Here is a 22,932-nt window from a genome sequence, read left to right on the forward strand (position 1 = left end):
CCGTTGGGCTGCGAAGCAGCCCCAAAACCGGCCATCTCAATTTTTCTGATACATCGCGAGTTCCATATTTACGACTGCTACGCAGCCGAACGGGGCGGTGCGGTGTTTCGACAAGCCCCCTCGCCACAGGTTCGCGGTTTACTTGCCCAACTTCCTCAGCTCATCCGACTCGACAATTCTGATCCCGTCCTGCTCTTCCAGTGCCAGGCGCCACATCGCACGAGCCAGTTGGCAGGCTTCGATACCATGGTATTTACCAGGGATCAGCCGAGATAACGGGCCGGCGACTTTCTCGCCCAGTCGCGGCTCGGTGCGATCACCCAGCAACAGCGAAGGGCGGCAGATGGTCAGCTGCGGCCAGTCCTGCGCGCGCAGTGCGTACTCCATCTCGCCTTTGACCCGGTTGTAGAGAATCGAGGATCTGCGATCGGCTCCCAGAGCACTGATCACGATCAGGTGCCGTGCGCCCATCTCCCGTGCGCGTTTGGCAAAGGCCACGACCATGTCCAGGTCCACCGCGCGGAACGCCTGTTCCGAGCCTGCCTGTTTGATGGTGGTGCCCAGGCAACAGTAGGCGATGTCGACACGGCCGTTCAGCTGCGGCAGAAACTCCGCCGGGTCGCCGACGGGGTTTTCAAGGTGCGGGTGCTCGGCCAATGGCCTGCGTGAGGGGGCCAATACCCGTGTAATCGTCGGCTCGTTAAGCAGGCGATCAAGCAGATGTTCACCGGTCAGGCCGGTGGCTCCGGCAAGCAATACGTGCTGAGGCGTCAAGTACATAGTGTTTCTCCCTTGATACTATTCAGCTTAGTTGCTGTTTGCATCCTTGCTTTCGATGGACGCACTTTGCAGCGCTTTTCGTGCCTGCTGTTTGCGCAGGAGTTGCCAATGCGAGAGGACGGTTTTCGGTGCCCAGATCTGTGGTTCGGACGCTTCGAAACCGTCCGCCAGCTCACGTTCGGCGACAGTGGCCTTGGCCAGTTTGAAGGCTTGTTCCAGGTCATCGGTCTGGTTCAGGGCCCGGGCGAACAGGGCATCTCCGAAATAAGTGAAGTTGGCTTCCTCCGAACAACCGAAGGACACTCGGTCGGCCCGCGAGGCCGTCATGATCAGGGTCCGCTCATCCTTGAGGGCGGGAATGAAACCGCCGGAGTAGCAGGACGAAATCACGATGATCTTGTCGCGGTTTTTCAGGGGGGCGAGAACAGCGGCCAATTCGTCGGCTGGCAGATCGGCCAATTCCATGCGTGGCTGGTCAAGCACCAGTTCGTGTTCGCTGGTGCCGTGGCTGGTCAGGTAGATGAAAATCAGGTCCTCCGGACCGCTGCGTTCGGCCAGCGTCAGGGCAGCCCGGCGCAGGTTTTCCCGGGTAGCCATCGGGCGGTCGGCGAGGTGGTCACGATGGTTCACCAGGCGGATCTGGCCAAGGGTGCCAAAACGGGTGGTGAGCATGTTGGCGACGTAGTCGGATTCGCGCAGAAACACGCTTTGCTTGCCATCACCCCCCAGGCTCAACGAATACAGCTCCACCGCCGGCGTCGAGTGTGGAACGTTGGCCAGCGCTGCGTCGAGCAGGCGGCCCTGGGCCAGCAGGCCGAGCTCCAGGGTGTCGGGCAATAATTTGCCCTCGGTGTCGCGTACGCGCTGGCCGTTGATCCAGGTGCCGCTGAGCACGGTGCCATCGGTCAACACCAATGTGCCGCGCCCTTGGTAACTGTCGTTGTCGAACTGGCCGGTGTAAAAGCTGCCGTCGGACAGGTTCAGGCGGCCCTGGCCGGAAAAACGCCAGTCATTGAACTGGCCGATGTAGTGGCTGCCGTCAGTGCCGATCAACTCGCCCTTGCCGTTCAGCGAGCCTTCCTTGAACTGTCCCAGCCAGACATCGCCGTCGGCGTTTTCGTAGCGGCCTTTGCCGTGCAGTTGATTGTTCTTGAAGCTGCCGACATAGATGTCGCCGTCGGCGCTGTTGAAAGTCCCGTTGCCTTCCAGCTGACCGTCGACGAAGTGCCCGGTGAACTGATTGCCGTTGCCGTCGCCGCGCTGGCCTTCGCCATTGGGTTTGCCGTGGGCGAACTGGCCCTGATAGGAGCTGCCGTCTTCGAGTTCGAGGCGACCCAGGCCGGCGTATTGATCGGCCTTGAACTCTCCACGATAGCTCATGCCGTTTTCTTTGAGGGTGCCTTCGCCGTTGCGCCGGCCGGCCTTGAAGCCGCCGCTGTAGCTGCTGGCGTTGGTGGTCAATGCCCCCTGGCCGTCGAACAGTCCCTGATTGAACTGACCGCGATAGACTTCGCCATTGCTGCCATGCCATTCGCCCTGGCCCTGCCACTGGCCCTTGTCGAATTCGCCGGCGTACCAGCTGCCGTTCGGGTAGTCGATACGCCCCTTGCCTTGCAGCAAGCCATTGACCAGGTCACCGCGATAGCGTCCGCCGTCCGGCAGGCGGGCGTCAGGAGGAAATGGCGATTCGCCGTCGCCGCAAGCGGTGAGCATCAAGGTCAAGGCAAGGAGTGCAAGTGGGCGCATAGCGGATTCCGGGCAATTAGGCGAGGGAGTATGCCGCAGCTATGTGTCCTTAATATAGGGTGAGGTTCCGCGTGAGGGCGCGAAACAGCATGAGCTGCTTCGCATCCGGCAAGGTTTATACGAAGCACAGAGACAGGGGTTCGGCGATGTACGCCGGTTTGTCCGAACCTTCGATTTCCAGGGTGGTGGTGGCCTTGAGCAGCCATTGGCCGGGTTTCTTCTCGATGACTTCGGTCAGGTCGACTTTCAGGCGCACTTTCGAATTGACCTTGACCGGCTGGATGAAACGCACGCTGTCGAGTCCGTAGTTGACCACCATCTTCAAGCCTTCGGGCATGACGAGGATGTCTTCCATCAGTTTCGGGATCAGCGACAACGACAGGAAGCCGTGAGCGATGGTGCTGCCAAATGGCGTTTGCGCGGCCTTGACCGGGTCGACGTGGATGAACTGAAAATCCCCTGTGGCTTCGGCGAACAGGTTGATGCGGTCCTGATCGATAGTGAGCCATTCGGAACGTCCAAGTTCCTTGCCGACATAATCTTTGAGCTCCGCAACTGGAACATAGGGCATTGAGACTCTCCTTGGGTTCATCGGTTTTATAGTTTTGGCTTGCGGGGATCTGACCTCCCGGCTTACTACTTTAGATCAACATGGCCAAACGCAGCGGTCAACTGACAATGCTTTTGGCGAATGCCGGTCTATAGCGCGAGCATGCTTATAATGCCCGGCCAATGCGGGTGACGGATTTTGCGGGAGAACTTTGATGTTGTTACGGGGCCTGACGTGGCTGGTGCTGTTCCAATTGCTCGGCACTGCGCTCAATCATTTGTTCTTGCCGGTGCTGCCGGGGCCGATTGTGGGGTTGCTGCTGTTGCTGGTGTACCTCATCTGTCGCGGGCAGGTTGGCGAGCCGCTGAACCTGGCGGCCAGTAGCCTGTTGCGTTACCTGCCCCTGTTGCTGGTGCCGCCGGCTGTGGGCGTGATGGTCTACGCCGCTGACATCGCGGCGGATTTCTGGGCCATTGTCGGTGCGCTGGTATTGTCGCTGCTGCTTTCCATGGCCTTCGCCGGGGTGCTGATGCATCGTATGGTCAAGGGGCACGCTCACTCCGAGGACAGCCAATGATCTTCGACTGGCACGGCGCCTGGACGTCGGTGATTCATCATCCCCTGTTTGGTATCGGCATTACTCTTGGCGCCTATCAACTCGTCCTGGCGGCATTCGAGAAAACCCGCTGGATCTTTTTGCAGCCGGTGTTGGTTTCCATGTTGTTGGTGATCGGCGTGCTGGTGGGCTGCGGCCTGACCTATGCCGAGTACCGCAAGAGCACCGAGATTCTCAGCATCCTGCTCGGCCCGGCCACTGTCGCGCTGGCGGTGCCGCTTTATCTCAACCTGCGACGGATTCGGCAGTTGTTCTGGCCGATATTTACTACGCTGGTGATAGGCGGGGTGGTGGCCACGGGGATGGGCGTGTTGCTGGGCTGGTCGTTCGGTGCCGAGCACATGATCCTGATGACCATGGCGCCGAAATCGGTGACTTCGCCTATCGCTATGTTGGTGGCCGAGCAGATCGGTGGTGTCGCGGCGCTGGCAGCAGTGTTCGTCTTGATTACGGGTGTGATCGGCGCGATTTTCGGCCCGGCGTTGTTGACCCGGCTGGGTGTGCATAGCCCGGAAGCCAGGGGTATGGCACTGGGCATGACGGCCCACGCGGTCGGCACTGCAGTGGCGATGCAGGAAAGTGAAGAGTGCGGCGCCTTCGCGGCGCTGGCGATGAGCCTGATGGGTGTGGCCACGGCGGTGCTCCTGCCGTTGGCGGTGTCGATGGTGGTGTAAGGAAATGTCTATGAGTCTGCCGCTTTTTCCGCTCAATACAGTGCTGTTTCCAGGCTGCATCCTCGACTTGCAGATCTTCGAGGCGCGCTATCTGGACATGATCGGCCGCTGCATGAAGCAGGGCGGCGGGTTCGGCGTGGTGTGCATCCTCGAGGGTGAGGAAGTCGGGATCGCCCCGGCGGGTTACGCCTTGGTCGGGTGTGAGGCGCTGATCACCGATTTCAAGCAACAGGACAACGGCCTGCTGGGGATTCGGGTTCAGGGCGGACGGCGTTTCCATGTATTACGAACGGAAGTCCAGCGCGATCAGTTGACCGTCGCCGAGGTCGAGTGGCTGGAAGACGAACCCGAGCAACCCTTGCAGGACGAAGATGCCGACCTGGTTGCGTTGCTCAAGGCCTTGGCTGAGCACCCGATGGTCGAAGCGTTGAACATGGGTACTGAGGCGACCGGGCAACAATCACTGGCCAATCAATTGGCGTACCTGTTGCCTTTCGCGGAACTGGACAAGATTGATCTGCTGCAACTTGATGATCCGCAGCAACGACTGGATGCGATTCAGGCGTTGCTGGATGAGTTGCAGGGGGAGTTGTTTGCCTGAGTGATTTTGGCGAACTTCCGATGGCTTGGCTGTATGTTGTTTTTAATGGCATTGTTTTTGAAGTTTATTGTAGGTTCGCTGGCTGAGTCTGTATTTATTTCTAATAACTAAAAGTGATGGCTTGTATTGAGTGTTCACGCAGTGGCGATTATATTTTCTGCGTCTGCATGAGGCGGGCGTTACATATATAAGGAGCTGTTATTATGAAAAATTTTACTGGTGCTGAGCGTGCTTTGTGGGAGTTGTGTTTTTCTCGAATCATGGTCAACTATGTTTCTGCGCAATCACCGCAGGGCGAAGTTCAGTTTGCCGCGGACTCTGCATTCAATGCGGCCAATGCGTTGATCCTGGTGCGCCGTTCGGGCCTGAATGGTGATCGTGATAATTATGAGCAGCGGCTTTGGGATAGTTATGTAGGGGACGCTATGATCAAGTTTTCGACAGAGGTTCGTTGGAAACTTGAAGACTATGTTGTCATTGCCGGCCGCGTTGCCAAAAATGCCGACACAGCCGTTGCGAAGTATCGCGGCACGGAAGGTTCGGAACTGCCAAGCTTTCCATTCGGGAGCTAAGTCGTAATATGGTTTTCTGGTAGTTGATGGTAAAGCGATTCCTTGAATGACGTGTTGTGGGCTGATGTTCCATTTGCGTCAAGGGACGAATGCAGGCTTCAAAAACTCCATAACACCCTGTGGGAGCAAGCTTGCCCGCGAAGAGGCTCTTTCGGTCGATACTGATATCGCCTGACTCTCCGCCTTCGCGGGCAAGCCCCCCCCCCATACACAGGATTCGTTTTTACTTCAGGTCCGACTCAGTCAGCTCAACACAAAGTAATCGCGATCTTCGAACGGGCTAGTTCGACCTGCTGCAACTCGATGATCCGCAGCAGCGACGGAATGCGATTCAGGCGTTACTGGATGAGTTGCAGGGGGAGTTGTTTACCTGAGCAGCATTTGGCAAACATTGCACACGATTGCCAGCATTGCTGGGTGCCGGTGTTTTGATTAATTTGGGATTGCCCGCATGAAGCGGGTTACTTCAAAATATCAAAAGGATTTCAATGATGACTATTTTCTCCAATGAGCGCGCGGCATGGGAAGCGGCCGCTGTAGGTTACATGCTCAAACATGCAAGTATGGGGCAATCCTTCGAGGATACTGCAATTGCAGCAGGCCGGCTCGCTGATGCACTGATTCTGGAAATGCGTAAACGTCAACGTGCCTGATTACAATTAGCTGAACGCGTTCAAAAAGAACCCCGTCATATTGGTCGGGGTTCTTTTTTTATGAGCGGTCGAGATAAATCTGCACTCTTTTTAGTAGGCATATCGCAACATCGTATGGGGCAAATGCCGCAATACGAAGAAGCCGAACAGGGCCACCAACGCCGGTAGCAGCAGCCACCAGACCTTGGGCGGCATTGCGTTCAGTGGTGCCTGACGTTGATTCAGCCAGAGGCTGGCTGCGCAGACGCAGGCCGCCAGCATTGCACCCGCCAATACATCCGTCGGCCAATGCGCGCCGAGGTAAACCCTGGAGAGGGCAATCGCCAAGGCTGGTATGCAACCCAGTAGTAACCAGGTCAATCGCATCCGTGGCGGTTGTCCACGCCCGGCAAGTACGGCGAGGGTTAGAAACAGCGCGAAAGAACCCGAGGCGTGACCACTTGGCATGCTGTAACTGGTCAGTGGATCGCTCAGGACTTCCGGACGTACGCGAGCGAAGAAGTGTTTGGTCGCGGTGTTGGCCAGTGCTGTGCAGAGCAAGGTGCTGGAGGCGAAGATCGCTTGCGGCCATTGCCTGGCGATCACCAGTAGCACTACGAGCAAAGCACTGAACGCCAGCATGTTGCGGAATTCGCCGATCAGTGTGAAGACTACGGCTACTTCATCGAGCATCGGATTGCGATGCTCTTGCACCAGTGTCATCACGCCCTGATCGAGCGCGCTCAGATGAGAATAGCCGATAAACAACCCTGCCAGAATCAGAAAACTCATGCCGGTGATGAACATCGTGGCATTGCGATGCCGGCGCAGGCTACTGGTTGCGCTCAAACCGACCATCACAGCAATGCTGCCGACAACAACCCCGGCCTGGAGCCAGAAGCCTTCGGGCAATGGCAAGCGGATTGCCGCGCCCGTGGCCCAGCCAGGCATCAGATAAGCCAACGACCAACCCGCGCCAGCCAACAGGCTGACAGCGAAGAAACGCGGGAAAGGCATGTCGCACATTCCGGCCACCATCGGCAGCATTGGCCGCAAGGGGCCGATAAAGCGCCCAACCAGCAGGCTGGCGATGCCGTAGCGCTGGAAGTATGACTCGGCTCCGGCGATCCATTCCGGATGATGGCGCAAGCCCGGCAGGCGCCGGATGTTCTGATGGAAGTGCCGTCCCAGAAAATACGAAATGACGTCGCCCAGCACCCCGGCGATGAAACCCAGCAAGAGCGTCTCACTGAGCGTCAGCGCGCCACTGCCTGCCAGTACCGCCACGGCGAACAGCAGCACCGTGCCGGGAACGATCAGTCCGGCAATCGCCAGGCATTCCACAAAGGCCACGATGAACACCGCTGCCGCCAGCCATTGCGGGTTGGCCGCCAACCATCCGGTCACGCTATCGAGCCATGGGCCCATAAAAACCACTCCATCAAATGTTCAATTTTCTACTTGTAGGCGCGAGCCTGCTCGCGATAGCGCACTTTGAGTCAACGGCGATGTTGATTGTGCTGACCTCATCGCGAGCAGGCTCGCTCCTACAGAAGATTCCTTCAGTTTCAAAATCCGGATCGGTCTCAGGACAGTACAAAATAATCGCGACCTTCGACCTGTCCCCGTCGTAGCGGGTTGCGCGTGCAATAAGCCGCGTAGGTCGCATCGACGAAGCGGTACATCAGGTGTTCATCGCGCCCGTGGGGAATGCCCAGACGCGTGGTCTGGATGATGTGGGCGGGCGTCTGCCCGACGTGTTCTACCAGCAGCACTTCATGGTCGAAGCGTTTGGCGTCCCATACCGGCACTTTCAGGCCCAGCGCCTTGCAGAGCAGGGTTTGCCCGGCACAGAGTTTTTGTGACGGGCGAGGGTGGCCCTGGGAATCGGGATTGTTCAGTAGCATCTGCGCCAGGCTGGCCGGCCCGCTCAATTGATCGACCCACGGGTAGGCGGATTTGATCAGTACCGCGTTTCCCGGCCCTTGAGCACTGAAGTTCAGTGAGTCGCCGCCCCGAGCGTAATACATATAGATGTGGCCGCCATCCAGAAACAAAGCCTTACGCTTTTCTGTGTAGCCGAGGGATGCGTGGCTGCCCTTTTCCGCGCAGTAGTAGGCCTCGGTCTCGATAATTCGGGCGCTGAGCCACAGGTCGCCCACTCGATGGCGAATGACTTTGCCCAGTAAATCCCGGGCCAGAACTTGCGCGTCACGGTCGAAAAACGCGTCCGGGAGGCCCGTGGGCAGGCTCGCGGCGGACGCTCGAACAGTCAGATTGGACATGATGACCGGCATTTGTCAGGGCTGAATGAGTCGTGATGATAACAATTTGCAGCTTAATCCCGGCTGAACATCGGCAATTTGCCCTCCATTTCGACCATCCGCCCGTCACCGCTGTTAGTCGGTGGGCGCGACAGCTATAATCTGTCGCTTTACTCTTTACCAAGACCTAATCAAAGACCACGCCAGACCATGACTGAGTCCGTTCTTGACTACATGACCCGCCTGGGTCGCGCTGCCCGCGAAGCTTCCCGCGTGATCGGCCGTGCCAGTACCGCGCAGAAAAACCGCGCCCTGCAGGCCGCCGCCAACGCGCTGGACGCTGCCCGAGCCGAGCTGACGGCGGCCAATGAACAGGATTTGGCTGCCGGTCGCGCCAATGGTCTTGAGCCGGCCCTGCTTGAGCGCCTGGCTCTGACCCCGGCGCGTATCGACGGCATGATCGTCGGCCTGCGTCAGGTGGCAGCCCTGCCGGACCCGGTCGGCGCAATCCGTGACATGAGCTTCCGTCCGTCCGGTATTCAGGTTGGCAAGATGCGCGTGCCACTGGGCGTGATCGGAATCATCTACGAGTCGCGACCGAACGTGACCATCGATGCGGCCAGTCTGTGCCTGAAGTCCGGTAACGCGACCATCTTGCGTGGCGGTTCCGAGGCCATTCATTCCAATCGTGCCATCGCCGCCTGCATTCAGCGTGGCCTGGCCGAGGCCGATCTGCCGGCCGCGGTGGTGCAAGTGGTCGAAACCACCGATCGCGCTGCCGTCGGCGCGCTGATCACCATGCCTGAATACGTTGATGTCATCGTGCCGCGCGGCGGTCGTGGCCTGATCGAGCGCGTCAGCCGTGATGCCCGTGTCCCGGTGATCAAGCACCTGGACGGCATCTGCCACGTTTACGTGAGTGAACACGCCGATCTGGCCAAGGCACAGCGCATCGCGTTCAATGCCAAGACTTACCGTTATGGCATCTGCGGCGCCATGGAAACGCTGCTGGTCGATCAAACCGTCGCCAGGGAGTTCCTGCCGGCGATGGCGGCACAGTTCCGCGAAAAAGGCGTCGAGCTGCGCGGTTGCGAGCGTACCCGGGCAATCATCGATGCCGTGGCCGCTACCGAAGAAGACTGGAGCACCGAGTACCTGGCGGCGATTTTGTCGATCCGTGTGGTCGACGGACTGGGACAGGCCATCGAGCACATCAATCATTACGGTTCCCATCACACCGATTCGATTGTCAGCGAACACCAGGGCGACACCCGGCGTTTCGTGGCTGAAGTCGACTCCTCGTCGGTGATGATCAATACCCCGACATGCTTCGCAGATGGCTTCGAATACGGATTGGGTGCCGAGATCGGCATTTCTACTGATAAGCTGCACGCCCGCGGCCCGGTGGGCCTCGAGGGACTGACCTGCGAGAAGTACATCGTGGTCGGCGACGGGCAGTTGCGCGGACAGGAGCCGGTCTGACTTGGGCGAATTCGACCCGTCAGCCCCGGTCACCGTCAGCGAGCCAGCCCCTCGCCGCATTGGTGTCCTGGGCGGAACGTTCGACCCGGTGCACATCGGCCATTTGCGCGGTGCGCTGGAAGTCGCCGAAACACTTGCGCTCGATGAGTTGCGCCTGACACCCAGTGCCAGGCCGCCCCATCGGGACAAGCCGCAGGTGTCGGCAAAAGACCGTCTGGCGATGGTCGAGTGCGCGGTGGCCGGTGTGGCGCCGTTGGTGGTGGACGCCCGCGAATTGCAGCGGGACAAACCGTCCTACACCATTGATACCCTGGAACTGATGCGCGCCGAACTGGCCGTATCCGACCAGGTTTTTCTGCTTTTGGGCTGGGACGCTTTTTGCGGCCTGCCCACTTGGCACCGCTGGGAAGAGTTGCTCCAGCATTGCCATATCCTGGTGTTGCAACGCCCGGATGCCGACAGCGAACCGCCGGATGCCTTGCGCAACCTGCTGGCAGCGCGCTCGGTGAGCGACCCGCTGGCCCTCAAAGGGCCGAGCGGACAGATTGCATTCGTCTGGCAGACACCGCTCGCGGTATCCGCCACCCAGATCCGTCAACTGCTGGCCAGCGGTAAGTCGGTACGTTTCCTGGTGCCCGACGCGGTCCTGGCCTACATCGATGCGCACGGACTCTACCGTGCGTCGAACTGAATAGGAGTGCCTCAAGGCACGTGGCAACAACGTGTATTGAAGCGCCCGAACAAACGAGCAAAACGAGTTTTATATGACGAGCAACAACGAAAGCAAAGTAAAACGCAAAGGCACATTCAAGAGTGCCCCGCTGCCGGAAAAGGTCCTCGCCGCCGAGCCGCCTAAAGGCGACGAGCTGGTCAAGATCGCCGTAGCCGCCCTTGAAGACGTCAAGGCCCAGGATGTGCTGGTGATTGATGTTCGCGACAAGCAGAGCATCACTGACTACATGATCATCGCCACCGGTACCTCCAACCGCCAGATCGGCGCGATGCTGGACAAGGTTCGCGAGGCCGTCAAAGCCCTGGGCATCAAGCCGCTGGGTGAAGAAGGCAAGGGCGACAGCGACTGGGTGCTGTTGGACATGGACGACGTGATCGTTCACATGATGACCTCCAACGCCCGTCAGTTCTACGACCTTGAGCGCCTGTGGAAAGGTGCCGAGCAGAGCCGTGCGGCCGATGGCAAGCACCACAGCCCTGAAGTTGGTCACGAGCACTTCAACAAGCTCAACAAAGACCAGGAATAAGGGACCGCCGTGCGACTGCGACTGATCGCCGTCGGTTCACGCATGCCCAAGTGGGTGGAAGAAGGCTGGCATGAATATGCCAAGCGTCTTCCGTCCGAGCTGGCGCTGGAACTGGTGGAAATTCCGCTCAATACCCGTGGCAAGAACGCCGACGTGGCCCGTTTCATCCGTCAGGAAGGCGAAGCCATGCTGGCCAAGGTCGGGCCGAACGAGCGGATTGTCACTCTCGAAGTCCATGGCAAGCCCTGGAGTACCGAGCAACTGGCGGTCGAGCTCGATCGCTGGCGGCTGGACTCGCGCACTGTCAACTTCATGGTCGGTGGCCCCGAAGGGCTGGCGCCGGAAGTCTGTGCCCGGGCTGACCAGCGCTGGTCGTTGTCGCCGCTGACCTTGCCGCACCCGCTGGTGCGGATCCTGATCGGCGAACAGATGTACCGTGCCTGGACCGTGCTGTCCGGTCACCCTTACCACAAGTAGTTCTGCCCTCATGTCCCAGCCGATCCGCATCAAGGACCACGAAAAAGACGCCCGTCTGGTGCGTGGTCGCGTCGTGTTCGGGGCCATTGCAGTGGTGGCGCTGATTGCGGTGCTGATCGCGCGTCTGTATTTCCTGCAGGTGATCCAGTACGAGTACCACTCGACCCTGTCGGAAAACAACCGCGTCCACGTGCAGCCGATTCCGCCGACTCGCGGGCTGATTTTCGACCGCAACGGCGTGGTGATTGCCGATAACCGGCCGAGTTTCAGCCTGAGCATGACCCGCGAGCGTTCCGGCGACTGGCAGCAGGTGCTCGACGTGATCGTCGAAGTGCTGGAACTGACGCCCGAAGACCGGGTGATCTTCGAGAAGCGCATGCGTCAGGGGCGCCGGCCGTTCGAGCCGGTGCCGATCCTGTTTGAGCTGAGCGAAGAGCAGATCGCCCGGATCGCCGTTAACCAGTTCCGCCTGCCGGGCGTGGAAGTGGTCGCGCAGTTGGTTCGTCACTATCCCCAGGGGGCGCACTTTGCTCACTCGGTGGGCTACATGGGGCGGATCAACGAGAAAGAGCTCAAGTCGCTGGACCCGGTCAATTACAGCGGCACCCACCACATCGGCAAAACCGGCATCGAGCGTTTCTACGAGCCTGAATTGCACGGCCAGGTGGGTTACGAGGAAGTCGAGACCAACGCCAGGGGCCGCGTACTGCGCGTGCTCAAGCGTACCGATCCGATTCCCGGCAAGGACATCGTCCTGAGCCTGGACATCAAATTGCAGGAAGCCGCCGAAGCAGCGCTCGGTGGTCGTCGTGGCGCGGTAGTAGCGCTGGACCCGAAAACCGGCGAAGTGCTGGCGATGGTCAGCCAACCGAGTTTCGACCCGAACCTGTTCGTCACCGGCATCAGCTTCAAGGCCTATTCCGAGCTGCGCGACTCCATCGACCGGCCGCTGTTCAACCGCGTGCTGCGTGGCCTGTACCCGCCGGGTTCGACCATCAAGCCCGCGGTGGCGATTGCCGGTCTGGACGCGGGCGTGGTGACGGCGTCGTCGCGAGTGTTCGACCCGGGTTACTACATGCTGCCCAACTACGATCACAAATATCGTAACTGGAATCGCACCGGTGACGGTTTTGTCGATCTCGATACGGCGATCATGCGTTCCAACGACACCTACTTCTATGACCTGGCCCACAAGCTGGGGATCGATCGGCTGTCGGCATACATGACCAAATTCGGCATCGGCCAGAAAGTCTCCCTGGACATGTTCGAAGAGTCGCCGGGGTTGATGCCGTCCCGCGAATGGAAACGTGCGACCCGCCGGCAGGCGTGGTTCCCGGGTGAAACGCTGATTCTGGGGATCGGCCAGGGCTATATGCAGTCGACCCCGTTGCAACTGGCCCAGGCCACCGCCCTGGTCGCCAACAAAGGCGTTTGGAACCGTCCGCACCTGGCCAAGACCATCGAGGGCGTGAAACCGGTGGATGAGAATCCGATGCCGGACATCATCCTGCGCGACCCCTCGGACTGGGCCAAGGTCAACCACGGCATGCAGCAGGTTATGCATGGTGCCCGTGGTACGGCGCGCAAAGCCTCTATCGGCGCGCAATACCGGATCGCTGGCAAGTCGGGTACGGCCCAGGTGGTCGCGATCAAGCAGGGTGAGAAGTATGACCGCTCCAAGGTTCAGGAGCGCCATCGCGACCACGCCCTGTTCGTCGGTTTTGCGCCGGCCGACGACCCGAAAATCGTGGTGTCGGTGATGGTCGAGAACGGCGAGTCCGGCTCCGGCGTCGCCGCGCCAGTGGTGCGCCAAATCATGGATGCCTGGCTCCTGGACCAGGACGGTCGGTTGAAGCCCGAATACGCCAGCCCTATCAGTGCAGAGGCTACCGCCCGTGATGAATAACTTCGATCGCATGCTCTCCAGTGAGGATGTGATGCGTCGCCGTGCGACGCTGCTGCAACGCCTGCACATCGACGGCCCGTTGCTGATCCTGCTGCTGACCCTGGCGGCCGGCAGCCTGTTCGTACTCTATTCGGCCAGTGGCAAAAGCTGGGATCTGCTGGCCAAACAAGCCACTTCTTTCGGCATCGGCCTGGTGTCGATGATCGTCATCGCCCAGTTCGAGCCACGCTTCATGGCCCGCTGGGTCCCGGTGGGTTATGTGATCGGCGTGCTGTTGCTGGTAGTCGTCGACATCATGGGTCACAACGCCATGGGCGCTACCCGCTGGATCAACATTCCCGGGGTGATCCGCTTCCAGCCTTCGGAGTTCATGAAGATCCTGATGCCGGCGACCATCGCCTGGTACCTGTCCAAGCGCACCTTGCCGCCGCAACTCAAGCATGTGGGGGTGAGTCTGTTCCTGATCGGCTTGCCATTCATCCTGATCGTGCGTCAGCCCGACCTCGGCACTTCATTGCTGATTCTGGCGGGGGGCGCCTTCGTGCTGTTCATGGGGGGGCTGCGCTGGCGCTGGATCCTCAGCGTGCTCGCTGCCGCCGTGCCGGTGTCCGTGGCCATGTGGTATTTCGTTATGCACGACTACCAGAAGCAGCGCGTCCTCACGTTCCTCGACCCGGAAAGTGACCCGCTAGGCACCGGCTGGAACATCATCCAGTCCAAGGCCGCCATCGGCTCCGGTGGTGTGTTCGGCAAGGGCTGGTTGCTGGGCACCCAGTCGCACCTGGACTTCCTGCCGGAAAGCCATACCGACTTCATTATTGCCGTATTGGGTGAAGAGTTCGGCCTGGTGGGGATCTGCGCGCTGTTGCTGATCTACCTGCTGTTGATCGGCCGCGGCCTGGTGATTACCGCCCAGGCCCAGACATTGTTCGGCAAGTTGCTCGCGGGCAGCCTGACCATGACGTTTTTTGTTTATGTTTTCGTCAACATCGGTATGGTCAGTGGCCTGTTGCCGGTGGTGGGGGTGCCGTTGCCGTTCATTAGCTACGGAGGAACTTCGCTGGTGACGCTACTGTCAGCGTTTGGGGTTTTGATGTCGATCCATACCCATCGCAAGTGGATCGCGCAGGTTTGAATAAGGTGAAATTTTCGATGCGAGTAATGCGTGGCTGGGCGACTCGATACGCGCCATGGGTCAGCCTGGTAAGCATCCTTGGCACCATGCAGGAAGCGTTGGCCGGCGACTACGAAGGCTCACCCCAGGTGGCCGAATTCGTCGGTGAAATGACCCGCGACTACGGTTTCGCCGGTGAACAATTGATGGGTGTGTTCCGTGAAGCCGAGCGCAAGCAGTCGATTCTGGACGCCATCTCCAAACCTGCCGAACGGGTCAAGCAGTGGAGCGAGTATCGCCCGATGTTCATCACCGATGCGCGCATAGCCCGGGGTGTGGATTTCTGGCGCCAGCACGAAGCGGTGTTGGCTCGTGCCGAGCAGGAGTACGGCGTGCCGGCCCAGGTGATTGTCTCGATCATCGGTGTTGAAACCTTTTTCGGCCGTAATACCGGAAATTTCCGGGTGATCGATGCCTTGTCGACCCTGGGTTTCGACTATCCTCCCCGTGCCGAGTTTTTCCGCAAGGAGTTGCGTGAGTTCCTGCTACTGGCCCGCGAAGAGCAGGTCGATCCGTTGACGCTCAAAGGCTCCTACGCTGGCGCAATGGGATTGCCGCAGTTCATGCCGAGCAGTTTCCGCGCTTATGCAGTGGATTTCGACGGTGATGGCCATATCAACATCTGGACCAATCCGGATGATGCCATTGGCAGTGTCGCCAGTTACTTCAAGCGCCATGGCTGGGTCGCCGGCGAACCGGTAGTCAGCCGCGCCGATGTCCGCGGCGATCAGGTCGACGAAGGTTTTACCACCGGTATCGAACCGACGAAAACCGTAGGGGAGTTGCGAGCCCTGGGGTGGTCAAGTCATGATGCGCTGCGCGATGATATGCCGGTTACTGCTTTCCGCCTGGAAGGCGACAATGGCTCCGAGTACTGGATGGGCCTGAAGAATTTTTACGCGATCACGCGATATAACCGCAGCGTGATGTACGCCATGGCCGTACATCAACTGTCTGAACAGCTGGTCCAAGCACGGGGCGTCAAGTAATGCGGGCATTGCCTATCAATAAACCCCTGAAGCTGATGGCATTCGCCGCGTTGGCAATGCTGGTCGCCAGTTGTTCGACCAGCCGTGCGCCGGCCCAGAAGACCAGCAGCACCGCTGTGCGCACGACGCCGGGGCTGGACATCAACCGCGCCCACAAGGATGGCGCGCCATGGTGGGATGTCGATGTTTCGCGTATCCCGGACGCCACGCCGACCCTGCACACCGGCCCGTACAAGGCCGCTCCTTACTCGGTACTGGGCAAAACCTACTTTCCGCTGCAGGAGTCAAAGACCTACGTGCAGTCGGGCACGGCGTCCTGGTACGGCACCAAGTTCCACGGCCAGAACACCGCCAACGGCGAAGTCTATGACCTGTACGGCATGAGCGCTGCCCACAAGACTCTGCCACTGCCAAGTTACGTCCGGGTCACCAACCTGGACAACAACAAGTCGGTGATCCTGCGCGTCAACGATCGCGGGCCGTTCTATTCGGACCGCATCATCGATTTGTCCTACGCTGCCGCCAAGAAGCTCGGTTACGCCGAAACCGGCACCGCGCGGGTCAAGGTCGAAGGCATCGATCCGCAGCAATGGTGGGCCGCCAAGGGCCGTCCGGCACCATTAATGCTCAACGAACCGAAAGTCGCGCAGAATAGCGCCCCGGTGATCACGGCTTCGGCCGGCACCGTCGAGCAATGGACGCCGCCGCCGCAGCAACACGCCGCCGCGGTGGTGCCCGTGCAGCTCGATGCAAAAAAAAACGCTTCTGTAGCAGCCTCTGGCCAGTATCTGCAGGTGGGCGCGTTCGCCAACCCGGACGCTGCAGAACTCCTGAGATCGAAGCTCAGCGGGATGGTGAGCGCTCCGGTGTTCATCAGCTCGATCGTGCGCAATCAGCAGACCCTGCATCGGGTTCGCATGGGCCCGATCGGATCGCCGGGTGAAATCCAGCAAGTGCAGAACAGTGTGCGCCTGGCCAATCTCGGTTCGCCGAGTGTGGTCACGGAGTAACACGTAGAGCTTGATTGACGGTTCGTCTGCGGTATTGGGGGGCGAACCAGGTTGTTGACTCGTTGAAGAACAAAAGCCCGGCAAGGGTGACTGAGTGAGCAACTGAACACGCGATGACTCGTTAGAAAGTCATTTGATTAGTTTTGCCCTTGGGCAAGTTTCCATTAGCGATTTCGAGAGACGGATGAACATCACCACCTTTGCCAAACGCCTGTTCCTGCTAGTCCCGCTGCTTCTCTCACCCGCCGCGTTCGCGGTCGAGATGATGCCTTCGCCACCACAACTGGCCGCCAAGGCCTATGTGCTCATGGATGCCAGCAGCGGCAACGTGCTGGTCGAGAACAACGGTGACCAGCGTCTGCCGCCGGCCAGCCTGACCAAGCTGATGACCGCGTACATCGCGACTCTGGAAATCCGTCGTGGCCAGATCGGCGAAAACGATCCGGTGACCGTCAGCGAAAACGCCTGGCGTACCGGCGGTTCGCGGATGTTCATCAAGGTCGGCTCGCAGGTGACTGTCAGCGACCTGTTGCACGGCATCATCATCCAGTCGGGCAACGACGCCAGCGTTGCGCTCTCCGAGCACATCGCCGGCAGCGAAGACGCGTTCGCCGACATGATGAACAAAACCGTTGGCGACCTGGGCATGACCAACAGCCACTTCATGAACCCGACCGGTCTGCCGAACCCTGAGCACTACTCGTCGGCTCACGACATGGCCGTACTGGCTCGCGCGATCATCCACGAAGACCCGGCTCACTACGCGATCTACTCGCAGAAAGAGTTCTTCTGGAACGGCATCAAGCAACCGAACCGCAACCTGCTGCTGTGGCGCGACAAGACCGTCGACGGTCTGAAAACCGGTCACACCGACGAAGCCGGCTATTGCATGGTGTCTTCGGCCGTACGTGATGGCATGCGTCTGATCGCCGTGGTCTTCGGCACCAACAGCGAAGTGGCCCGTGCCGCCGAAACCCAGAAGCTGCTGACCTACGGTTTCCGTTTCTTCGAAACCCAGACCTTCTATCAGAAGGGCACCGAGCTGGCTCAGGCTCCGGTCTGGAAAGGCTCCACCAACCAGGTCAAGGCTGGCCTGGCGCAAGACCTGACCATGACCTTGCCAAAAGGCCAGCTGAAGAAGCTCGCTGCCAGCATGACCATGAACCCGCAACTGATCGCGCCAATCGCCAAGGGCGACGTGATCGGTAAAGTCGAAGTCAAACTGGACGACAAGGTGGTGCACAGCGCCGATCTGATCGCTCTGGATGGCGTCGAAGAGGGTGGTATCTTCCGCCGCATGTGGGATAGCATCCGTCTATTCTTCTACGGCTTGTTCAACTGATAGTGTGCACCTGCATGGCCCTGCGCTGATCCGGCGCGGGGCTTTGCCGTCGCCACGGCTTACGCTTACGAGGCCGTTACGCCATGACCGATACCGAAGTAAAGGCGCCAAAGATCGAGTTCCCTGCCAATGATTACCCGGTTAAGGTGATCAGCGACACCGGCGTGGGTAACAAGGACAGAATCATCGACATCGTCCGCAAATATGCAACGATCAACGATGAGCGTGTTGATGAGCGCCAGAGCAGCAACGGCAAATACACCACCATTCAGTTGCACATCGTCGCGACCGACCAGGATCAGCTGTACAACATCAACAGCGAACTGCGGGCAACCGGTTTCGTGCACATGGTGCTGTGATGTCCGGGGTGCTGGGCTTTCGCGAGCTCGGCCAGATGGCTTACGAGCCGGTCTGGCATGCCATGCAACGCTTCACCAACGAACGCGGCAACCATGCCGCCGACGAGATCTGGCTGGTGGAACACCCTGCGGTGTTCACCCAGGGCCAGGCCGGCAAGGCCGAGCATCTGCTGCTTCCCGGTGATATTCCGGTGGTGCAGGTCGACCGTGGTGGTCAGGTGACCTACCACGGCCCTGGCCAACTGGTGGCTTATCTGCTGCTGGACGTGCGCAAGCTCGGGTTTGGCGTGCGCGATCTGGTCAGCCGGATGGAGCAATGCCTGATCGAGCTGCTGGCCAGTTACGGTGTCACCGCCGTGGCCAAGCCCGATGCGCCGGGTGTCTACGTCGACGGGGCGAAAATCGCCTCCCTGGGTCTTCGGATCCGCCACGGCTGTTCCTTTCATGGCCTGGCCTTGAACGTGGACATGAACCTGGAACCGTTTCGACGGATTAATCCCTGCGGCTACGCCGGGCTGGCGATGACCCAGCTGAGCGACCACGCAGGATCGATTGAATTTGCCGAGGTAAGTGCCCGGCTGCGCGCGCAGCTCGTCAAACACCTCGACTATGCTGAGCAGACGACCCTGACGGGCGGAATCGACTGATATGACTACTGATGCAGTGCAAACCATGATCCCGACGCTCGATGTCACCGAGCGCCCGGCCCCGCGTCCCAAGGTTGAAGCCGGCGTCAAGCTGCGCGGCGCCGAAAAGGTTGCACGCATCCCGGTGAAGATCATTCCGACCACCGAACTGCCGAAGAAGCCGGACTGGATTCGCGTCCGCATCCCGGTTTCGCCGGAAGTCGACCGCATCAAGGCCCTGCTGCGCAAACACAAGCTGCACAGCGTGTGCGAAGAGGCGTCCTGCCCGAACCTGGGCGAGTGCTTCTCCGGCGGCACCGCGACCTTCATGATCATGGGTGACATCTGCACCCGTCGCTGCCCGTTCTGCGACGTCGGCCACGGCCGTCCGAAGCCGCTGGACGTCAACGAGCCGGAAAGCCTGGCCATTGCCATCGCCGACCTGCGCCTGAAGTACGTGGTGATCACTTCGGTGGACCGCGACGACCTGCGTGACGGCGGTGCCCAGCACTTTGCCGACTGTATCCGCGAAATCCGCAAGCTGTCGCCGAACGTGCAGCTCGAAACCCTGGTCCCGGACTACCGTGGCCGCATGGACATCGCGCTGGAAATCACCGCCGCCGAGCCGCCGGATGTGTTCAACCACAACCTGGAAACCGTGCCACGTCTGTACAAGGCTGCACGCCCAGGTTCGGACTATCAGTGGTCGCTGACCCTGCTGCAACGCTTCAAGCAGATGATGCCGCACATTCCGACCAAGTCCGGCCTGATGCTGGGTCTGGGCGAGACCGACGAAGAAGTCATCGAAGTCATGAAGCGCATGCGCGAGCACGACATCGACATGCTGACCCTGGGCCAGTACCTGCAACCGTCCCGCAGCCACTTGCCGGTCCAGCGCTTCGTGCACCCGGACACCTTCGCCTGGTTCGCCGAGGAAGGTTACAAGATGGGCTTCAAGAACGTCGCTTCCGGTCCATTGGTTCGCTCCTCGTACCACGCCGACGAGCAGGCGAAGCTGGTCAAGGCCGAGCTGATGTCGTCCTGATCGACTGTGAAGCATAAAACGCCCGCAAGGTTTCAAAGCCTTGCGGGCGTTTTTTTGCCTGGCCTACGACAACGGCTGCCTTTTCCTGCAACCTGCGGGGCAACGGTTCCTCTTCTGTTTGTCCCCGTTCCTGACTACTGTGTGCTGATGTTTTCACGCAGGGAGATTCACGGATGACCGCTCGACCGACCCTCACCCTTTGCCCTCATGCTCCCGTCCCGGCACTGCCGTCGGAAGGCATGATCGGCGTTATCGCACCCGCCGGTCCCGCGCCGCTGGACACCGACAAGGCGGTGCAATGGATGCGTGCCCGGGGTTATTCACTGAAAGTGTTTCCCGGGGTCTACGAAAAAAACGGCTACCTGGCCGGCAGTGACGAGGTGCGACTCGACGATCTGCATGCAGCGTTCGCCGACAGCGAGGTGGATGCGATCATCTGCCTGCGCGGTGGTTATGGCACGCCCCGGCTGCTCGACCGCATCGATTTTGATTTGCTGCGTGACAACGCCAAGCCGTTCGTCGGCTACAGCGACATCACTGCGCTGCATTTGGCGATCAGTCGTTATGCCGGCTTCGTGACCTTTCATGGTCCGTTGCTCAATGCCGACCTGCTGGGTGAGAAGCAAATACCTACCGAGTCTTCGTTTTTCAACATGCTGCGAGGGAAGGTGAGGGCGGGAACAGTGCTGGCGCATCCGGTGGCCTACCCGCTGACCACGATCGAGCCAGGCGTGGCTCACGGGCGCTTGCTCGGTGGCAATCTGGCCATGATCGCCGCGACCATGGGCACGCCCTACGAGATCGACGCCGAGGGCGTCATTCTGTTGATCGAGGATATCAACGAGCCGCTGTATCGCATTGACCGGTTGCTCACCCATCTGCGGCTGGCAGGCACGTTGCACAAGCTGCGCGGCGTGTTGGTCGGGGATGTGGCGGGGGTTGAGGTGGCGGCGCTGGACAGGTTGCTCAAGCAGATCTTCGAGCCATTGAAGATTCCGGTGCTGTCCGGGTGGCGCAGCGGCCATTGCGACCCGAACCTGACGTTACCCATGGGGGCGCTGGTCAGGCTGGATGCCGGAAACAAGGAATTGATGCTGGAGCAGGATGTGGTGGCCAGGCGCTAGATTTTTATCGCCTGTCAGTCAGTCTTCGCGGGCAAGCCCGCTCCCACAGTGTCCGCGTCGTACACAAATCATGTGAACGCCCCTGAACCTGTGGGAGCGGGCTTGCCCGCGATGCTTTTAGCGATTACGCAGTCCTTCGAGCAACTTGTGCGTCGGATACCCATCTGCGGGCCAGCCAAACGACTGTTGGGCGCTGCGGATAGCCTTGCGGGTGTTGGCGCCGATGATCCCGTCGGCGGTGCCGGCGTCATAGTTTTGCGCGCTCAATAGGCTTTGCAGCTCGATCCGCTCGGTACGGCTCAGAGGCAGGTCATCCTTTGGCCACGTACCGCTGATCAAGCCTGCGCCATTGAAGCGTTCGGACAACAGGCTCACGCCCAGGGCATAGGACGACGAATTGTTGTACTTGAGAATCGCACGAAAGTTGTCGAGCACAAGGAACGCGGGGCCGCGGTAGCCAGCCGGCAATAGCAGTGCCGCAGACAGTTGCTCCGAGCCTGCCGGAACCTGGCCAGCGTTGGGCAGCGTAACGCCCAATTGGCGCCACTCGGCAACACTCTTGCGAATCGTGCCATCGGCCAGTACGTAGTTGAAGCCGCTCGGCAGCTGAACTTCAAAGCCCCACGGCTGACCTCTCTGCCAGCCGGAGCTTTGCAGGTAATGCGCGGTCGAGGCCAGGGCATCAGCCGAACTGCTCCAGATATCGCGACGGCCGTCGCCGTCGAAATCAACGGCGTGGGTGTTGTAGGTGGTCGGGATGAACTGGGTCTGGCCCATGGCGCCGGCCCAGGAACCGAGCATCTTTTCGGGTTCGATGTCGCCTTGTTGCAGGATTTGCAGGGCCGCGATCAATTGCGCGTGGGCGAAGCCGGGACGGCGGCCTTCGTAGGCCAGGGTCGCCAGTGAGTTGATCACCGACTTGCTGCCCTGGAACTGGCCAAAATTGCTTTCCATGCCCCACACGGCCACCAGCGCCTGACGATCAACGCCATAACGCTGCTCGATGCCTTGCAGGATGTCGGCGTACTGGTCGAACAGTGACTGGCCTTTGCGTACCCGCAGCGGCGACAACGCGCCATCGAGGTATTCCCACACCGGTTTTGCGAATTCCGGTTGGCTGCGATCGGCACGAATCACACTGGGGTCGAAGCTGACATTGGCGAAAGCGCGATCAAACAGATCGGCGCGGATACCAGCGGCCAGGGCATCCTTGCGGAAACCCGCCTGCCATTCGGCAAATGTCTGGGTAGGCTGGATGTCGAGGTTCTCACCCGTCGGAACCACCGGCGGAACAACCGCCGGGGCGGTAGCGACAGGAAGTGTCTGAAGCGGCTGAGCGTCGGCTGCGGTCGGTTTTTCCGCACAGGCGACAAGCAAAACAAGGCTGGAGGCAGCGATCAATTGGCGTAAGTGCCAACGATGGGGAAGACAAAAGGGCATGCACGGGTCCAGGGAATACGAATCAGGTACAGACCTTAACATGTTGAAGGGGTGTTCTGCTTTACGCAGCCAGAAAGTAAGAAGCCTCCCAGCTGTCAGACTGGAAGGCTTCGCGGCGGTAGCTGCCTTTGCCCTTGGTGGGGCGTTCCTGGCGGCTGCGGAACAATGGCTGGGCGATGATGGATTTGGCCTTGTTGGGGCCATGCTTTGATGGCTTTTTGCTCATGATGGTGCCTCGCAAGTGAGTGGTTTTTGCGGGGCAAA

Annotated in this window: 25 protein-coding genes; 18 read left to right on the plus strand and 7 right to left on the minus strand. The window is 59.9% G+C overall.

Going from position 1 to position 22,932, the window contains the following annotated elements:
* Window positions 1-138: 138 nt before the first annotated feature.
* The 3 genes from KGB20_RS03090 to KGB20_RS03100 all read right to left on the minus strand — a co-directional run bounded on the left by KGB20_RS03090 (window position 139) and on the right by KGB20_RS03100 (window position 3,097).
* The gene (locus tag KGB20_RS03090; protein WP_057713149.1) at window positions 139-780 is read right to left on the minus strand and encodes an oxidoreductase; all 642 of its coding nucleotides are present in this window, start codon (window positions 778-780) and stop codon (window positions 139-141) included.
* 27 nt (window positions 781-807) lie between these two features.
* Window positions 808-2,526, minus strand: a complete 1,719-nt coding sequence (locus KGB20_RS03095) for a C13 family peptidase (RefSeq protein WP_150813913.1) — start codon at window positions 2,524-2,526, stop codon at window positions 808-810.
* Between the two features lie 115 nt (window positions 2,527-2,641).
* A complete protein-coding gene (locus KGB20_RS03100) occupies window positions 2,642-3,097 on the minus strand; it encodes a MaoC family dehydratase (RefSeq protein ID WP_046041672.1) in 456 nt (151 codons plus the stop codon).
* A gap of 193 nt (window positions 3,098-3,290) precedes the next feature.
* On the opposite strand from KGB20_RS03100, the gene KGB20_RS03105 reads away from it, so the two are divergent.
* From KGB20_RS03105 to KGB20_RS03130, 5 genes are all read left to right on the plus strand, one after another.
* Window positions 3,291-3,653, plus strand: coding sequence for a CidA/LrgA family protein (locus KGB20_RS03105; RefSeq protein ID WP_057713152.1), 363 nt, complete (start codon window positions 3,291-3,293; stop codon window positions 3,651-3,653).
* Window positions 3,650-4,366 (plus strand): LrgB family protein, encoded by a 717-nt coding sequence (locus KGB20_RS03110; RefSeq protein WP_057713153.1) that lies wholly within the window; start codon window positions 3,650-3,652, stop codon window positions 4,364-4,366. Before KGB20_RS03105 ends, KGB20_RS03110 begins: the two co-directional genes overlap by 4 nt.
* 10 nt (window positions 4,367-4,376) lie before the next feature.
* The gene (locus KGB20_RS03115; protein WP_046041675.1) at window positions 4,377-4,967 is read left to right on the plus strand and encodes an LON peptidase substrate-binding domain-containing protein; all 591 of its coding nucleotides are present in this window, start codon (window positions 4,377-4,379) and stop codon (window positions 4,965-4,967) included.
* Between the two features lie 203 nt (window positions 4,968-5,170).
* On the plus strand, window positions 5,171-5,539 hold the full coding sequence (locus tag KGB20_RS03120; RefSeq protein ID WP_154910635.1) for a hypothetical protein: 369 nt from the start codon (window positions 5,171-5,173) through the stop codon (window positions 5,537-5,539).
* 491 nt (window positions 5,540-6,030) lie between these two features.
* Entirely contained in the window at window positions 6,031-6,192 is a 162-nt protein-coding gene (locus tag KGB20_RS03130; protein ID WP_191628334.1) for a hypothetical protein, read from the plus strand.
* A gap of 90 nt (window positions 6,193-6,282) precedes the next feature.
* Here KGB20_RS03130 and KGB20_RS03135 read toward each other — a convergent pair whose 3' ends face one another.
* Both KGB20_RS03135 and KGB20_RS03140 read right to left on the minus strand, forming a co-directional pair.
* Window positions 6,283-7,599, minus strand: coding sequence for a bifunctional DedA family/phosphatase PAP2 family protein (locus KGB20_RS03135; RefSeq protein ID WP_150814343.1), 1,317 nt, complete (start codon window positions 7,597-7,599; stop codon window positions 6,283-6,285).
* Window positions 7,600-7,757: 158 nt separating this feature from the next.
* Window positions 7,758-8,456, minus strand: coding sequence for a DNA-3-methyladenine glycosylase (locus tag KGB20_RS03140; protein WP_150814341.1), 699 nt, complete (start codon window positions 8,454-8,456; stop codon window positions 7,758-7,760).
* A gap of 189 nt (window positions 8,457-8,645) precedes the next feature.
* On the opposite strand from KGB20_RS03140, the gene KGB20_RS03145 reads away from it, so the two are divergent.
* The 13 genes from KGB20_RS03145 to KGB20_RS03205 all read left to right on the plus strand — a co-directional run bounded on the left by KGB20_RS03145 (window position 8,646) and on the right by KGB20_RS03205 (window position 21,228).
* Window positions 8,646-9,917 (plus strand): glutamate-5-semialdehyde dehydrogenase, encoded by a 1,272-nt coding sequence (locus tag KGB20_RS03145; RefSeq protein WP_102670774.1) that lies wholly within the window; start codon window positions 8,646-8,648, stop codon window positions 9,915-9,917.
* A gap of 1 nt (window position 9,918) precedes the next feature.
* The gene (gene nadD, locus KGB20_RS03150; protein ID WP_150814340.1) at window positions 9,919-10,608 is read left to right on the plus strand and encodes a nicotinate-nucleotide adenylyltransferase; all 690 of its coding nucleotides are present in this window, start codon (window positions 9,919-9,921) and stop codon (window positions 10,606-10,608) included.
* A gap of 73 nt (window positions 10,609-10,681) precedes the next feature.
* Window positions 10,682-11,176, plus strand: coding sequence for a ribosome silencing factor (gene rsfS / locus KGB20_RS03155; protein ID WP_007975896.1), 495 nt, complete (start codon window positions 10,682-10,684; stop codon window positions 11,174-11,176).
* Between the two features lie 9 nt (window positions 11,177-11,185).
* Entirely contained in the window at window positions 11,186-11,653 is a 468-nt protein-coding gene (rlmH, locus tag KGB20_RS03160) for a 23S rRNA (pseudouridine(1915)-N(3))-methyltransferase RlmH (protein ID WP_008052376.1), read from the plus strand.
* Between the two features lie 10 nt (window positions 11,654-11,663).
* Window positions 11,664-13,559 carry a penicillin-binding protein 2 gene (gene mrdA / locus KGB20_RS03165; RefSeq protein WP_102670775.1) on the plus strand — a complete coding sequence of 632 codons (1,896 nt, stop codon included), beginning with the start codon at window positions 11,664-11,666 and terminating at the stop codon, window positions 13,557-13,559.
* Window positions 13,560-13,590: 31 nt separating this feature from the next.
* A complete protein-coding gene (gene rodA / locus KGB20_RS03170) occupies window positions 13,591-14,694 on the plus strand; it encodes a rod shape-determining protein RodA (RefSeq protein ID WP_173677931.1) in 1,104 nt (367 codons plus the stop codon).
* Between the two features lie 17 nt (window positions 14,695-14,711).
* The gene (gene mltB, locus KGB20_RS03175; RefSeq protein WP_223532014.1) at window positions 14,712-15,722 is read left to right on the plus strand and encodes a lytic murein transglycosylase B; all 1,011 of its coding nucleotides are present in this window, start codon (window positions 14,712-14,714) and stop codon (window positions 15,720-15,722) included.
* Window positions 15,722-16,732, plus strand: a complete 1,011-nt coding sequence (locus KGB20_RS03180) for a septal ring lytic transglycosylase RlpA family protein (RefSeq protein ID WP_057713159.1) — start codon at window positions 15,722-15,724, stop codon at window positions 16,730-16,732. The genes mltB and KGB20_RS03180 overlap by 1 nt, the downstream gene beginning before the upstream one ends.
* Before the next feature lie 184 nt (window positions 16,733-16,916).
* Complete coding sequence (locus KGB20_RS03185; protein WP_056728857.1) at window positions 16,917-18,074, plus strand: D-alanyl-D-alanine carboxypeptidase family protein; 1,158 nt, start codon at window positions 16,917-16,919, stop codon at window positions 18,072-18,074.
* Between the two features lie 83 nt (window positions 18,075-18,157).
* Window positions 18,158-18,433, plus strand: a complete 276-nt coding sequence (locus tag KGB20_RS03190) for a DUF493 domain-containing protein (protein ID WP_008052383.1) — start codon at window positions 18,158-18,160, stop codon at window positions 18,431-18,433.
* Window positions 18,433-19,080 carry a lipoyl(octanoyl) transferase LipB gene (lipB, locus tag KGB20_RS03195; protein WP_150814338.1) on the plus strand — a complete coding sequence of 216 codons (648 nt, stop codon included), beginning with the start codon at window positions 18,433-18,435 and terminating at the stop codon, window positions 19,078-19,080. The genes KGB20_RS03190 and lipB overlap by 1 nt, the downstream gene beginning before the upstream one ends.
* A gap of 25 nt (window positions 19,081-19,105) precedes the next feature.
* Window positions 19,106-20,104, plus strand: a complete 999-nt coding sequence (gene lipA / locus KGB20_RS03200; protein WP_162130289.1) for a lipoyl synthase — start codon at window positions 19,106-19,108, stop codon at window positions 20,102-20,104.
* 173 nt (window positions 20,105-20,277) lie between these two features.
* Entirely contained in the window at window positions 20,278-21,228 is a 951-nt protein-coding gene (locus tag KGB20_RS03205) for an LD-carboxypeptidase (protein WP_057713161.1), read from the plus strand.
* A 117-nt stretch (window positions 21,229-21,345) separates the two neighbouring features.
* Here KGB20_RS03205 and KGB20_RS03210 read toward each other — a convergent pair whose 3' ends face one another.
* Window positions 21,346-22,668, minus strand: coding sequence for a lytic murein transglycosylase (locus KGB20_RS03210; protein ID WP_154910637.1), 1,323 nt, complete (start codon window positions 22,666-22,668; stop codon window positions 21,346-21,348).
* Between the two features lie 61 nt (window positions 22,669-22,729).
* Window positions 22,730-22,894, minus strand: a complete 165-nt coding sequence (gene arfA / locus KGB20_RS03215; protein ID WP_003228536.1) for an alternative ribosome rescue factor ArfA — start codon at window positions 22,892-22,894, stop codon at window positions 22,730-22,732.
* Window positions 22,895-22,932 lie beyond the last annotated feature (38 nt).

Source organism: Pseudomonas sp. BF-R-30 (genome assembly GCF_019956175.1).
Taxonomy (GTDB): domain Bacteria; phylum Pseudomonadota; class Gammaproteobacteria; order Pseudomonadales; family Pseudomonadaceae; genus Aquipseudomonas; species Aquipseudomonas jessenii.

Excerpts from the sequence above, each read along its gene's own strand:
- KGB20_RS03135 (WP_150814343.1), bottom strand. The coding sequence starts at position 7,599 with ATGGGCCCATGGCTCGATAGCGTGACCGGATGGTTGGCGGCCAACCCG.
- KGB20_RS03210 (WP_154910637.1), bottom strand. The coding sequence starts at position 22,668 with ATGCCCTTTTGTCTTCCCCATCGTTGGCACTTACGCCAATTGATCGCT.
- KGB20_RS03185 (WP_056728857.1), top strand. The coding sequence starts at position 16,917 with ATGAACATCACCACCTTTGCCAAACGCCTGTTCCTGCTAGTCCCGCTG.
- KGB20_RS03145 (WP_102670774.1), top strand. The coding sequence starts at position 8,646 with ATGACTGAGTCCGTTCTTGACTACATGACCCGCCTGGGTCGCGCTGCC.
- KGB20_RS03095 (WP_150813913.1), bottom strand. The coding sequence starts at position 2,526 with ATGCGCCCACTTGCACTCCTTGCCTTGACCTTGATGCTCACCGCTTGC.
- KGB20_RS03090 (WP_057713149.1), bottom strand. The coding sequence starts at position 780 with ATGTACTTGACGCCTCAGCACGTATTGCTTGCCGGAGCCACCGGCCTG.
- rsfS (WP_007975896.1), top strand. The coding sequence starts at position 10,682 with ATGACGAGCAACAACGAAAGCAAAGTAAAACGCAAAGGCACATTCAAG.
- lipB (WP_150814338.1), top strand. The coding sequence starts at position 18,433 with ATGTCCGGGGTGCTGGGCTTTCGCGAGCTCGGCCAGATGGCTTACGAG.
- mrdA (WP_102670775.1), top strand. The coding sequence starts at position 11,664 with ATGTCCCAGCCGATCCGCATCAAGGACCACGAAAAAGACGCCCGTCTG.
- KGB20_RS03140 (WP_150814341.1), bottom strand. The coding sequence starts at position 8,456 with ATGTCCAATCTGACTGTTCGAGCGTCCGCCGCGAGCCTGCCCACGGGC.
- arfA (WP_003228536.1), bottom strand. The coding sequence starts at position 22,894 with ATGAGCAAAAAGCCATCAAAGCATGGCCCCAACAAGGCCAAATCCATC.
- KGB20_RS03130 (WP_191628334.1), top strand. The coding sequence starts at position 6,031 with ATGACTATTTTCTCCAATGAGCGCGCGGCATGGGAAGCGGCCGCTGTA.
- lipA (WP_162130289.1), top strand. The coding sequence starts at position 19,106 with ATGATCCCGACGCTCGATGTCACCGAGCGCCCGGCCCCGCGTCCCAAG.
- KGB20_RS03110 (WP_057713153.1), top strand. The coding sequence starts at position 3,650 with ATGATCTTCGACTGGCACGGCGCCTGGACGTCGGTGATTCATCATCCC.
- KGB20_RS03180 (WP_057713159.1), top strand. The coding sequence starts at position 15,722 with ATGCGGGCATTGCCTATCAATAAACCCCTGAAGCTGATGGCATTCGCC.
- rodA (WP_173677931.1), top strand. The coding sequence starts at position 13,591 with ATGCGTCGCCGTGCGACGCTGCTGCAACGCCTGCACATCGACGGCCCG.
- KGB20_RS03100 (WP_046041672.1), bottom strand. The coding sequence starts at position 3,097 with ATGCCCTATGTTCCAGTTGCGGAGCTCAAAGATTATGTCGGCAAGGAA.
- KGB20_RS03105 (WP_057713152.1), top strand. The coding sequence starts at position 3,291 with ATGTTGTTACGGGGCCTGACGTGGCTGGTGCTGTTCCAATTGCTCGGC.
- mltB (WP_223532014.1), top strand. The coding sequence starts at position 14,712 with ATGCGAGTAATGCGTGGCTGGGCGACTCGATACGCGCCATGGGTCAGC.
- KGB20_RS03190 (WP_008052383.1), top strand. The coding sequence starts at position 18,158 with ATGACCGATACCGAAGTAAAGGCGCCAAAGATCGAGTTCCCTGCCAAT.
- KGB20_RS03115 (WP_046041675.1), top strand. The coding sequence starts at position 4,377 with ATGAGTCTGCCGCTTTTTCCGCTCAATACAGTGCTGTTTCCAGGCTGC.
- KGB20_RS03120 (WP_154910635.1), top strand. The coding sequence starts at position 5,171 with ATGAAAAATTTTACTGGTGCTGAGCGTGCTTTGTGGGAGTTGTGTTTT.
- KGB20_RS03205 (WP_057713161.1), top strand. The coding sequence starts at position 20,278 with ATGACCGCTCGACCGACCCTCACCCTTTGCCCTCATGCTCCCGTCCCG.